The organism is Pseudomonas sp. CLCA07 (assembly GCF_053615335.1).
Window position 1 is genome coordinate 1,625,835 of record NZ_CM132131.1, and the last position, 11,926, is coordinate 1,637,760.

Below are 11,926 nucleotides of genomic sequence, written 5' to 3' on the forward strand. Positions count from 1 at the left end.
AATACAGATTCCGAGTGGTGGTCGGTCAGAGCCATCAGTAGGATAGGCCACCGTTTGGGGCCGCATCCAAGGCCCTTTTGGCATAGCCGAACTCTAATTTGCGCTGCTGACCCAAGGAACATATATGGACCGCGTGCGAAATTTACTGGAACAGATCCAGAACCGCCTTGAAGACCTTAACAAGGCTGAACGTAAAGTCGCCGAAGTGATCTTGCTCAACCCACAGCAGGCCACCCGGTTCAGCATCGCTGCGCTCGCCCAGGCCTCAAAGGTCAGCGAGCCGACGGTCAACCGCTTCTGCCGTTCGTTCGGCGTCAGCGGCTACCCGGAACTCAAACTTCAGTTGGCCCAAAGTCTGGCCAGTGGCGCGGCGTATGTCAGCCGTGCGGTCGAGGCCGATGACAATCCTGAAGCGTATACAAAAAAGATTTTCGGCAGCGCCATCGCCTCTCTGGACAGCGCCTTGCAGGCGCTGGACCCGAACCTGATCAGCCGCGCCGTCGATCTGTTGATTCAGGCCCGGCAGATCCACTTCTTCGGCCTCGGCGCCTCGGCCCCGGTGGCGCTGGATGCGCAGCACAAATTCTTCCGTTTCAATCTGGCCGTCACCGCCCACGCCGATGTGCTGATGCAGCGCATGATTGCGTCGGTGGCGCACACCGGCGAGCTGTTCGTGATCATTTCCTACACCGGCCGCACCCGCGAACTGGTGGAAGTGGCGCGCATCGCCCGTGAAAACGGTGCATCGGTACTGGGCCTGACGGCCGAGGGATCGCCATTGGCCAAGGCCAGTACGCTAAGCCTGAACATTCCACTGCCGGAAGACACCGACATCTACATGCCGATGACCTCGCGCATCATCCAACTGACCGTGCTGGACGTGCTGGCGACCGGCATGACCTTGCGTCGCGGTGTGGATTTCCAGCCACATTTGCGCAAGATCAAAGAGAGCCTGAATGCGAGCCGGTATCCGATTGGGGATGAATTTAATTAATTGAAGATTCGCAGCCTCGTTTCACTCGACAGCTCCTACAAGAGATCGCCACACCTGTAGGAGCTGTCGAGTGAAACGAGGCTGCGATCTTTTGAGAACTCTTTAACCCCCAACCCGCGCCTGCAAACTCAAATGCGCCCTCTCCCCCGGCGCCAGGCTCAGGCTGTCGGTGCCGCCGCTGGCCGCCTCCACACACACAAACTCTGAAATCTCATTCCAGCTCACACCCAACAATGGCCGCGAGCCTGGATGCCAGACCACCGTGTCCGCCTGATCACCGGTATCGATGCATAACTCACGCTGCCAGGCGTGGTCCTTGAGCTGCAATTCGCCGTCGTGCTGGAACACTCGCTGGCACCCGCCATCAACCCGCAACTCACCTTCCTGCTGACACATCTGGCGGTTCAAATGGTCATAACCCTGCGCGCCCTCCAGCCCAGACAGCGCTACCTCTCCCACGTCACCAATACGCCAATAAGCGTGCAACGCCTGACTCAATTGGCACGGCAGGCTGTCCTGATGCTCGGTACTCAGTCGCAAATCCATGCGCTCGCCAAGGTGGGCATGCAGGTCCACTTGCCAGTCGCACAACTGGAGTTGCCAGTGCAATCGCACGCCATCGTCGTCATGGCTGCTGTCGAGCAGCTTCCAGTCGATCAACCGTGCCCAACCATGGGAAGGCCAGGCATTTTCGCTCGGATGACGGCCATACCACGGCCAGCACACCGGCACCCCGCCACGAATCGCACCGACCTGCGGCCACTTCGCCGCGCACCAGAGCCAGGGTTTTTGACCCGTTGGCTGGAAGTGCAGCAACTGCGCGCCCTGGCGACTGAACACCGCCTGACACAGCGGATGGTCGATCACCAACACGTCGCGCTTCTGATAGCGCTCCCACGCAAACACCGAACGTTCGCGCAGGGATTTGAAGAAGCGTTGTAGCGGATGCTCATGCATGTGCCGCGGTCCTGAAAATAATGGGTGTACTCGCGATTGCAAATTCTGGGGTCGCTTTGCGACCCAACGGGGCGATGCGGCGGTCCGACAAGCCCCCTCGCCACACAAAAAAAAGCGGACAGCCTGGGCTGTCCGCAAATATGCGCACATAGAGGGGAGCTTATCGCAACAACGTTAGAACACCGACTGAATTTTCAGGCCGGCCACCAGCGCGTTATCAACCTCATCCACACCGCCCGGGTGAGTGACGTATTGCAGGTTAGGACGCACGGTCAGCCAGTTGGTAACGTGGAAACCGTAGTTGATTTCGTAGTTGTATTCGGTGGTCTGCAAAGGCGTGAACAGCGGGTTTTCGTATTCAGTGACACCGTTGGCAGCGTTGATCGCTTCTTCGTTTTTCTTCACGTCATCGTTGACATGGATACGCGCGAAACCGATGCCCATGTCATCTTTTGGACGCGCATCGAACGGCCCCTTGTACACAAACATCAGCGACTGGTAGTTGTCGACGATGTTGGTTTCCTTGTCGTGGAAAGTGGCGTTGGCCGCAATGTTCAGACCGCGAGACTTGTCACCGTTGTGGCTGGTGAGTTGTTGTTGTGCAACGAACCAGTAGCCGTGCTTGCTGCTGTGTTCGCGATAGGGTTGGCCGGTCGTTGCCGCATCAGTACCGCTGGCGTCTTTAAGGACGTCATTGGCCTCGGCGGTGCTCTTGTAGTAACCGACACGGTATTCGCCCGGCAGGTTGTTTGGGTTAGGCAGCCAGACCATTTCGACGGGCAACACGGTACCTGCGGTGCCACTGCCGCTCAGCTTGAAGCCATTACCGTGTTCCAGTTGCGACGGGTTCTGGTTGTACGCGCCGATCTGCGCATAGAACTCAGGCGAGATGTTGTACTTCACGCGGACCGCAGCCTGCATGACCGGCCAGTTGAACCAGATGTTGGTGGCCCAGTTACCCACTTGGGAACCGCAGAACGCCAGGTTCTGGAACTCGCATGGGAAGGTGTTGAAGTCTTCACCTTCGCCGAAGTAACCGGCTTTGATGTCCAGTTTATTGTCGAGGAACTGGTGCTTGATCCACAATTGGGTCAGACGGACCATATGACCACGGCCGAAGACTTCCTGGGAGGAACTCAACGTGCCGGTACGCGGGTCGCCGACACGGTCATTGGAGATGTTCTCGCCATTACGGTTGGTGAACTGGACCTTGGCTTGGGTGTTATCCCAACCAAACAGTTTTTCCAGGTCCAGCGCGGCCCCCAGACCGAACTGGTCGGCGTAACGAGCCGTTGTGTCGTCGTTGAAGCCGCCGTGGAGGTTGCTGCCGACTTCACCAACGTAGTCCATTTTGATGTCGATGCCTTGCTCGATCAGCTTGGTCCGCTCGCCACCCCAATCGCCGGTCATCCATTCGGAATCGGCGCTGAACGCGTCAGCTGCATGCACACTAGCGGCCAGCATCATGGCTGCAACTGCTGACAACTGGCAGATAAGCTGAGCGTTGTTGTTCTTCTTCATCCCTACTTCCTCGTTTTATTGTTATTAACTTTTTCTAACGCGGTGACATCAGGTGCGACGGATAACAGGCCACCCGCCGCGGATTTCCCCCTGTAGGAGCCGGCTTGCTGGCGATGGCAATCTGACTGTCGACATCGACGTTGAATGTCAGACCGCCATCGCCAGCAAGCCGGCTCCTACAGTTTTGATCTTCAGCGGCCCTTGAACTGGGCTACGTTGGCGATGTGTGTCTCGGTTTTTGGTTCGCCGGCCACACCCAACCGTTCCCCGGTCTTGGCATCGAACAGCAGCACTTTCGACGGATCGAATTGCAGGGTCAGGGTTTCGCCCGGGGCCGGTGCGACGTCGGGCGCCAGACGGCAGCAGACTTTGGTTTCGTTGAGATTGACGAACACCAGGGTGTCTGGACCGGTCGGCTCGGTGACCTGAACTTCAGCGCGAATTGTCGGCAATCCGTTCGGCTCGCCGTTCGCCAACACGATTTGCTCAGGGCGCATGCCCAGAATCACTTCGCGGTCTTCGAGACCGGCGTCCTGCATGCCCAGCGGCAATTCACAACGTGCCTGACCGCTGTCGAGCAGTGCGACCAGACGACCGTCCTTGCGCTGTAAACGCAGCGGGATGAAGTTCATCGGTGGCGAACCGATGAAGCTCGCCACGAACAGGTTGGCCGGGTTGTTGTAGATGTCTTTTGGCGTGCCGAACTGCTGGATGATCCCGTCCTTCATCACCGCCACTTTGTCGCCCAGCGTCATCGCTTCGATCTGGTCGTGGGTCACGTAGACCGTGGTGGTTTTCAGACGCTGGTGCATCAGTTTCATTTCGGTGCGCATCTCGACCCGCAGCTTGGCGTCGAGGTTGGACAGCGGTTCGTCGAACAGGTAAATCTTCGGCCGACGCGCCAGGGCACGGCCCATGGCCACGCGCTGTTGCTGACCACCGGAGAGCTGGCCCGGCTTGCGGCTCAGCAGGTGTTCGATCTGCAGCAATTTGGCGACGCGAGCGACTTCTTCGTCGATTTCGACGGTCGGCATTTTGCGGATCTTCAAACCGAAAGCGATGTTGTCGCGCACGCTCATGGTCGGGTACAGCGCGTAGGACTGGAACACCATGGCGATGTCGCGATCTTTCGGGCTCATGCCGCTGATGTCAGCGTCGTCCACCAGGATGGCGCCGCCGCTGATGTTTTCCAGACCGGCGATGCAGTTCATCAGCGTGGACTTACCGCAGCCCGACGGACCGACCAGGATCAGGAACTCACCGTCATTGATCTTCAGTTCGATGTTTTTCAGGGTGTCCGGCAAACCGGCACCGTAGGTCTTGTTGACGTTGCGTAATTCGAGAGTTGCCATATTTCTACCCCTTGACCGCGCCGGACGTCAGCCCACGCAGGAAATACTTGCCAGCGAATATGTAGACCAGCAGTGTCGGCAGCCCGGCGATCATCGCGGCGGCCATATCAACGTTGTATTCCTTGGCCCCGGTACTGGTATTGACCAGGTTGTTCAGGGCCACGGTAATTGGCTGGGCATCGCCACTGGCGAAGACCACGCCGAACAGGAAGTCATTCCAGATCTGGGTGAACTGCCAGATCAGGCAGACCATCACGATCGGGATCGACATCGGCAGCAGGATCTTCCAGAAAATCGTGAAGAAGCCCGCGCCATCCAGGCGTGCTGCCTTGACCAGTGCGTCCGGGATGCTCACGTAGTAGTTGCGGAAGAACAGCGTGGTGAACGCCAGGCCGTAGACCACGTGCACCAGCACCAAACCTGTGGTGGTGTTGGCCAGGCCCATCTTGCCGAGGGTGAACGAGGCCGGCAGCAGCACGGTCTGGAACGGCAGGAAGCAGCCGAACAGCAGCAGGCCGAAGAACAGTTGCGAACCACGGAAGCGCCACATCGACAGCACATAACCGTTCATGGCACCGATGAAGGTGGAAATCAGAACGGCCGGCACAGTGATTTTCACCGAGTTCCAGAAATACCCGCCGACGACGTCCCAGGCCTTGATCCAGCCGATACCGTCAATCACGGTCGGCCAGCTCAGCAGGTTGCCGGTACGGATGTCTTCCGGGGATTTGAAACTGGTCAGCAGCATCACCACCAACGGGATCAGATAGACCGCAGCCGCCAGTAACAGCGTTGCGTAGATCGCGATACGGCTGAAGCTCAAGGCCGGTTTGCCGAGTTGATTACTCATGGCGTTTGCCTCGCAATTCGGAGTACAGGTACGGCACCAGAATCGCCAGGATCGCGCCGAGCATCATCATCGCGCTGGCCGAACCAATGCCCATCTGGCCACGGCTGAAGGTGAAGGAATACATGAACATCGCAGGCAGGTCGGACGAGTAGCCAGGACCGCCGGCCGTCATCGCTGCCACCAGGTCGAAGCTCTTGATCGCAATGTGCGCGAGGATCATGAAGGCACTGAAGAACACCGGGCGCAGGCTCGGCAGCACGATCTTCATATAGATGGTCGGCAGATTCGCACCGTCGACTTGCGCGGCACGGATGATCGATTGATCGACACCCCGCAGGCCGGCCAGGAACATCGCCATCACAAACCCGGAGGCTTGCCATACGGCGGCGATCACCAGGCAATACACCACGCGATCCTGATCCACCAGCCAGTCGAGACGGAAGCCTTCCCAGCCCCAATCACGCAGCATCTTGTCCAGGCCCAGGCCCGGGTTGAGCAGCCATTTCCATGCCGTACCGGTGACGATCATCGAGAGCGCCATCGGGTACAGGTAAACGGTGCGAATGAAGCCTTCCTTGCGAATGCGTTGGTCCAGCAGCACAGCGAGGAAAACCCCGAGCACCAGGCTGATGCCGATGAACATGCCACCGAAGACCGCGAGGTTTTTGCTCGCGACCCACCAGCGATCGTTGTCCAGCAAGCGGGCGTATTGCTGCAGGCCGACCCACTTGTAGCTCGGCATGAAGCTGGAACTGGTAAAGGACAGTACGAATGTCCAGATGATGTAACCGTAGAAACCAACCAACACGATCAGCATGCTCGGCGCCAGTACCAACTTGGGTAACCAGCGTTGCAGCGCATCGAACGGTGAGGCTTTGCTGAAAACCGCCACAGAGTTCATCGGGATAATCCAGTCAGAAATTGAAGAATCACCTGTAGGAGCTGGCTTGCCAGCGATTCAGGCACCGCCGTGTGTCAGGCACACCGCCTTCGCCGGCAAGCCGGCTCCTACAGGGGAACGCGTCGAATCAGGCCGCAGACAAGCCTGCGGCCAGGGTTTTACTGGGCCGCTTTGACAGCCGATGCCAGTTGGGCGCTGGCCTTGGCCGGGTCAGCATCCTTGTCGTTCATGAAGTTGGTGACCACGTCGAAGATCGCGCCTTGCACGGCCAGGGAAGTGGCCATGTTGTGCGCCATGCTCGGTTGCAGGCCGCCGGTCTTGTCGTCTGCCAGGAAGTCCTTGGCCGACGCTTGAGCGCAGGAATCGAAGCCCAGTTTTTCCATGTCGTTCAACATGTCGGTCCGCACAGGGATCGAGCCTTTGTTGATGCTGAATACTTTCTGGAAGTTTTCACCCAAAGCGACCTTTGCCAGGTCTTGCTGAGCAGCGATAGTTCCCTTGTCCTTGACGTTGAACACTGCCAGGGAGTCGATGTTGTAAGTGAAGGCTTTTTCGGTGCCCGGGAACGGCACGCACAGGTAGTCCTTGCCAGCTACTTTCTTGGCCGCAGTCCATTCGCTTTTGGCCCAGTCGCCCATCATCTGCATGCCGGCCTTGCCGTTGATCACCTCGGCGGCTGCGATGTTCCAGTCACGACCGGCGCGGTTCGGGTCCATGTAGCCGGTGAGTTTTTTCAGCTCGGTGAACGACTTGGTCATCTCAGGCCCGGAGAGGGTTTTCTGATCCAGGTCTACCAGGGCTTTTTTGTAACCGTCGGCGCCCATGACCGAGAGCACCACGTCTTCAAACACGGTGCTGTCCTGCCAAGGCTGGCCACCGTGGGCGAGCGCGATGAAGCCTGCGGCTTTGAGCTTGTCGCCAGCGGCATAGAATTCTTCGAGGGTGGTCGGGGCTTTTTCGATACCGGCTTTCTTGAAGACTTCCGGGTTGATCCACAGCCAGTTCACGCGGTGAATGTTCACCGGGACGGCGACGTAGTCACCTTCGAACTTGACAGTGTCGGCGACTTTCTTCGACAGGAGGCTGTCCCATTTTTCTTCTTTGGCGACGTCTTTCAAGGTGTCTGGAGCGAGCAAGCCAATGCTGCCCCACTCCTGGATGTCCGGCCCCTTGATCTGCGCAACACCCGGCGGGTTACCCGCCACTGCGCGACTTTTGAGTACGGTCATGGCCGTGGCACCGCCACCACCGGCCACGGCACCGTCTTTCCAGGTGAAGCCGTCTTTTTCGACTTGAGCCTTGAGCACATCGACCGCTGCTTTTTCACCACCCGACGTCCACCAGTGAACGACTTCCACGGAACCTTTGGATTCGGCGGCAAGCACACTGAGAGGGAGCGCAGACAGGGAAGCGAGAGAAATGACAGTAGCGAGGCGAGAAATCGCATTCATCTAGAAGTACCTTTCTTGTTGTTATGCATGCAAGTCTGGTGCTTGCGCTGCATAGGATTTTAAACAGGAGTTATCCCCTCGCAGGTAACGAAGGGACGCTTGAATGTCACGGCATGGTTACACAGGAGCGCCCTGGGACAACTGCCCCAAGGCCGTGGCCATGCTCGGTGCCAACGGCAATCGCGGGATCAGTACGGCTTGCCAGGCGTGGTACAGGTCAGGTTTACCAGCCCAGATGTCGGCGCTCGGGCGGTTTTGCGGATCGAGCTCGTGATGCCAACTGCCGTCGCAACGGTCGATGAAATGACTGTCACAGAATTCCCAGAACAGCCGATACCAGCGTTCGTATTGCTCGTCGCCTGTGCGTTTAAGCAACGCGCTGACGGCGGCGCTGGCTTCGCAATGGGTCCAGTGCAAACGATGGCGAACCACCGCGCGGTTGTCCCAATCCAGGGTGTAGACAATCCCCGGTGCGCCGTCGACATTCCAGCCGTGACGGCAGTTGTGGTCGAACAGTTTTTGCGCGTCGGTGGCCATCCAGCCCGGCGTGAGCATCCCGGCCTGAACCCGCGCCGCTTCGAGGTGCAGCAACAGTCGCGCCCATTCAAAACCGTGACCGGGCGTGGTGCCGTAGGGGCGAAAACCGTCGGCCGGGTTGTCGAGGTTGTAGTCGCGCAGCGGTTGCCAGTCGCGGTCGAAATGCTCGATCACCAGGTAATCGTTGGCGGCCGCATGACCATGGATCACCCGCTCGACAATGCGCTGAGCGCGGCACAACCAGCGGTTGTCTTGCGTGACATCGGCCAGCGCGAGGAAGGCTTCGGTAGCGTGCATATTGCTGTTGGCGCCACGGTAGGCTTCTTCTTCGCTCCAGTCGCGATTGAAGGATTCGCGCATCGCGCCCTCCTCCTCGCTCCAGAAATGCGTGTCGATGATGTTGATCGCGTCATCAAGCAAGGCTTGTGCGTCGGGACGTCGGGCGACCACGGCAGAACTGGCGGCCAGGGCAACGAAGGCGTGCAGATACGCCGCTTTGCCGGTGTTGTCATCCAGCGCATGGGCAACAGCAAACCAGCCACCAGACTCAGCATCGCGCAACGGACCACTGAGCGCTTTGACCCCGTGATCCACCAGTTCGGCAAACCCCGGCAAGCCCTGAATATGAGCCATGGCAAAACTGTGGGTCATGCGTGCGGTGTTCATGGTTTCGGCGTGGGCATTGGCCGGGAGATGGCCTTTTTCATCCAGATTGCCGAAGCCTTCGGGAAGTTTTGATGCCTTGGCAAACGCCAGCAGGCGCAGACCTTCAGCGGCGAGCCATTGCTGATGGGCAGGCGCGTTCAGCCAACTGCTAAAGTCCGGTTGGAAGGTGTCCATGGGGTGCCTTTTTTGTTGTTTTGACTTTGGGCAGTCTAAACAACGGGCGGTGGCGGGCTTGTAACGAAGGGGGCGAGTTATGTCACCGACTTGTGACATTCACCCCAACTCTGAAGTGAATGATGACCTGTGGCGAGGGGGCTTGCCCCCGTTGGACTGCGCAGCAGTCCCATTCTTTTTGGGGATAAGGGGGGTGCTTCGCACCCCAACGGGGGCAAGCCCCCTCGCCACAGGTTGGTGTTAATCAACACTGCGCGGCAATTGAAGCGTCACTCTTAACCCGCCCTCACGCAGGTTTTGCAGGCTGACCTCCCCGCCATGGCTATGCGCAATGTTTCGCGCAATCCCCAACCCCAACCCATACCCCTGCTGCTGCCCGGCCAGTCGAAAGTGCGGTTCGAACACTTGCTCCAGTCGTTGCTCCGGCACACCAGGCCCTTCGTCATCGACGTGCAGGATGAACGCGCTGTCATCGTCATCGATGTGCAGATGCGCGTTCTGCCCATACTTGAGGGCATTGTCGATCAGGTTGCCAATGCAGCGTTTGAGCGCCAACGGTTTGCCGGGGTACGCCGCCAACGCCCGCCCCTGCTGAGTCACGCGACCATTGCCGGAGGGCGCCAGATACGGTTCCACCAGGCAATCGAGCACATGGTTGAGGTCCACCGGCTCGATATTTTCGTGAATGTCGGTGTCTTTCACACATTGCAGAGCACCTTTGACCAGTAGCTCCAGCTCATCCAGATCACGACCGAACTTGGCTTGCAGCTGCTCGTCTTCCAGCAACTCCACACGCAATCGCAGCCGGGTAATCGGCGTGCGCAGGTCATGGGAAATCGCGCTGAACAATTGGCTGCGCTCGGTCAGGTAGCGACTGATACGTTCGCGCATGGCATTGAACGCACGGCTCACTTCAACCACTTCACTGCCACCCACTTCGGCCACCGGCTCCACTTCCGCCCCCAGCGACATGTCGCGCGCAGCCCGCGCCAGTCGCTTGAGCGGCCGGCTCTGCCAGTGCACCAGCAGGCCGATGAACAACAGCAAAAAGCCGCTGGTGAGGATGATGAACCAGACCTGCTGCGCCGGCAGACCTTTTTCTTCAAGACTGGTGTAGGGCTCGGGCAACAACGAGGCGATGTACAGCCATTCGCCCGGCGCCATCTGGATTTGCGTAACCAGCACGGGCGGGTTCACAGGCTCCAGTGTCAAGGCGTAGTGCGCCCAGGAGCGCGGCAATTCGTCGAGTTTCAAGCCGCCGTTAAAAATCCGCAGGTCGTCGGGGCTGACGAAAGTCACCGAAATGTCGGTGTCCTGGCCCAGCGACTGGCGCAGCACTTCGTCCACCGCTTTGAGCACGGCTTCCTTGCGCGGGGTGATTGGCAGCACTTCCATGCCCAAGGGTTTGTCGTTGAGCGTCACCACGAATCGGGTGCCGCCCATGCTGCGCAGCTGGTCCAGAACCAATGGCCTGAAGGCGACCGGCAACGAGCGGAAGTAACTGACGCTGGCCGTCATCGAATGCGCCAGGCTGCGCGCACTGGTGACCAAGCCTTGAAGCTGCGTAGCACGCAGTTGCGACACCCAGATCACGCTCGACAACGTCTGTGCAAACAGCACCGCCAGCAACGTCAGCAGCAACATCCGGCCCAACAGCGAACGGGGCACCGGCACGCGGTCGGCGAGCTTGCGCAGGAACTCAGTGGCCATTGCTGGCAACCACATTGGCGGCCAGTTGGTAGCCGCTGCCACGCACGGTACGGATCAGTCGCGGTGGTTTTTCCGTATCACGCAGGCGTTGGCGCAAGCGGCTGACCGCCATGTCGACGATGCGGTCCAGCGGCATCAGATCGCGGCCACGGGTGGCGTTGCCGATGGTGTCGCGGTCGAGAATTTCCTGCGGGTGATCGAGGAACAGTTTCAGCAACGCGAAGTCGGCGCCGGAAAGAATCACTTCTTCACCATCGGTGTGGAACAGCCGGTGGCTGACCATGTCCAGACGCCAGTCGTCGAAAGCCAGCACTTCACCGCCGTTGCGTTCCTGACCGAATTGCGCGCGGCGCAACAGGGCTTTGATGCGCGCCTGCAACTCGCGAGGGCTGAAGGGTTTGCCGAGGTAATCGTCAGCACCAAGCTCCAGGCCAATGACCCGGTCGGCCTCGTCGGAACTGGCGGTAAGCATGATGATCGGCACCTGAGCCTGACGCGGGTGCTGACGAACCCAGCGGCAGAGGCTGAAGCCGTCTTCGTCCGGGAGCATCACATCGAGGATCACCAGATCGCTAGGCGCCTCGTTCAACGCCTGGCGAAAACCGGCGCCATCGGGCGTGGTGCGGACCTGGAAACCGGCGCGAGTCAGGTAGGTATCCAGCAACTCGCGTATCTCTTGATCGTCATCGACCAACAATATCGACTTGTTGACTGAGCTCACGGGACGGCGTCCTTGTTGTTGGAATTGGGCGGATTATGCCTGAGATCGATCGCGGATCTATGTTGTCTGTTCCGGCCTCTTCGCTGGCAAGC

General features: G+C 59.1%; 10 protein-coding genes. 1 reads left to right on the forward strand and 9 read right to left on the reverse strand.

Translation table 11 applies throughout. The annotated features are described in order from the left end of the window. Positions 1 to 133: 133 nt before the first annotated feature. Positions 134 to 994, forward strand: a complete 861-nt coding sequence (locus ACWGZX_RS07485) for a MurR/RpiR family transcriptional regulator (RefSeq protein WP_177318169.1) — start codon at positions 134 to 136, stop codon at positions 992 to 994. A gap of 102 nt (positions 995 to 1,096) precedes the next feature. Here ACWGZX_RS07485 and ACWGZX_RS07490 read toward each other — a convergent pair whose 3' ends face one another. The 9 genes from ACWGZX_RS07490 to ACWGZX_RS07530 form a co-directional block, all read right to left on the reverse strand. Next, positions 1,097 to 1,951, reverse strand: a complete 855-nt coding sequence (locus ACWGZX_RS07490; RefSeq protein ID WP_452627874.1) for a D-hexose-6-phosphate mutarotase — start codon at positions 1,949 to 1,951, stop codon at positions 1,097 to 1,099. A gap of 174 nt (positions 1,952 to 2,125) precedes the next feature. Continuing rightward, the gene (locus tag ACWGZX_RS07495; RefSeq protein ID WP_452627875.1) at positions 2,126 to 3,472 is read right to left on the reverse strand and encodes a carbohydrate porin; all 1,347 of its coding nucleotides are present in this window, start codon (positions 3,470 to 3,472) and stop codon (positions 2,126 to 2,128) included. A 191-nt stretch (positions 3,473 to 3,663) separates the two neighbouring features. Continuing rightward, a complete protein-coding gene (locus ACWGZX_RS07500) occupies positions 3,664 to 4,824 on the reverse strand; it encodes an ABC transporter ATP-binding protein (RefSeq protein ID WP_452627876.1) in 1,161 nt (386 codons plus the stop codon). Positions 4,825 to 4,828: 4 nt separating this feature from the next. After that, complete coding sequence (locus ACWGZX_RS07505) at positions 4,829 to 5,674, reverse strand: carbohydrate ABC transporter permease (RefSeq protein WP_007949443.1); 846 nt, start codon at positions 5,672 to 5,674, stop codon at positions 4,829 to 4,831. After that, the gene (locus ACWGZX_RS07510; protein ID WP_452627877.1) at positions 5,667 to 6,575 is read right to left on the reverse strand and encodes a carbohydrate ABC transporter permease; all 909 of its coding nucleotides are present in this window, start codon (positions 6,573 to 6,575) and stop codon (positions 5,667 to 5,669) included. Before ACWGZX_RS07510 ends, ACWGZX_RS07505 begins: the two co-directional genes overlap by 8 nt. A gap of 158 nt (positions 6,576 to 6,733) precedes the next feature. Next, the gene (locus tag ACWGZX_RS07515) at positions 6,734 to 8,026 is read right to left on the reverse strand and encodes an ABC transporter substrate-binding protein (protein ID WP_452627878.1); all 1,293 of its coding nucleotides are present in this window, start codon (positions 8,024 to 8,026) and stop codon (positions 6,734 to 6,736) included. Positions 8,027 to 8,143: 117 nt separating this feature from the next. Beyond that, on the reverse strand, positions 8,144 to 9,403 hold the full coding sequence (locus ACWGZX_RS07520; protein WP_452627879.1) for a D-mannose isomerase: 1,260 nt from the start codon (positions 9,401 to 9,403) through the stop codon (positions 8,144 to 8,146). A 240-nt stretch (positions 9,404 to 9,643) separates the two neighbouring features. Then, positions 9,644 to 11,113 carry an ATP-binding protein gene (locus ACWGZX_RS07525; RefSeq protein ID WP_452627880.1) on the reverse strand — a complete coding sequence of 490 codons (1,470 nt, stop codon included), beginning with the start codon at positions 11,111 to 11,113 and terminating at the stop codon, positions 9,644 to 9,646. Continuing rightward, positions 11,103 to 11,834 carry a response regulator gene (locus tag ACWGZX_RS07530; protein ID WP_140667520.1) on the reverse strand — a complete coding sequence of 244 codons (732 nt, stop codon included), beginning with the start codon at positions 11,832 to 11,834 and terminating at the stop codon, positions 11,103 to 11,105. Before ACWGZX_RS07530 ends, ACWGZX_RS07525 begins: the two co-directional genes overlap by 11 nt. Between the last annotated feature and the right edge of the window lie 92 nt (positions 11,835 to 11,926).

Bases quoted from the DNA above. Each gene is read 5' to 3' on its own strand.
- ACWGZX_RS07490 (WP_452627874.1), bottom strand. From the start codon at position 1,951: ATGCATGAGCATCCGCTACAACGCTTCTTCAAATCCCTGCGCGAACGT.
- ACWGZX_RS07495 (WP_452627875.1), bottom strand. From the start codon at position 3,472: ATGAAGAAGAACAACAACGCTCAGCTTATCTGCCAGTTGTCAGCAGTT.
- ACWGZX_RS07500 (WP_452627876.1), bottom strand. From the start codon at position 4,824: ATGGCAACTCTCGAATTACGCAACGTCAACAAGACCTACGGTGCCGGT.
- ACWGZX_RS07505 (WP_007949443.1), bottom strand. From the start codon at position 5,674: ATGAGTAATCAACTCGGCAAACCGGCCTTGAGCTTCAGCCGTATCGCG.
- ACWGZX_RS07510 (WP_452627877.1), bottom strand. From the start codon at position 6,575: ATGAACTCTGTGGCGGTTTTCAGCAAAGCCTCACCGTTCGATGCGCTG.
- ACWGZX_RS07515 (WP_452627878.1), bottom strand. From the start codon at position 8,026: ATGAATGCGATTTCTCGCCTCGCTACTGTCATTTCTCTCGCTTCCCTG.
- ACWGZX_RS07520 (WP_452627879.1), bottom strand. From the start codon at position 9,403: ATGGACACCTTCCAACCGGACTTTAGCAGTTGGCTGAACGCGCCTGCC.
- ACWGZX_RS07525 (WP_452627880.1), bottom strand. From the start codon at position 11,113: ATGGCCACTGAGTTCCTGCGCAAGCTCGCCGACCGCGTGCCGGTGCCC.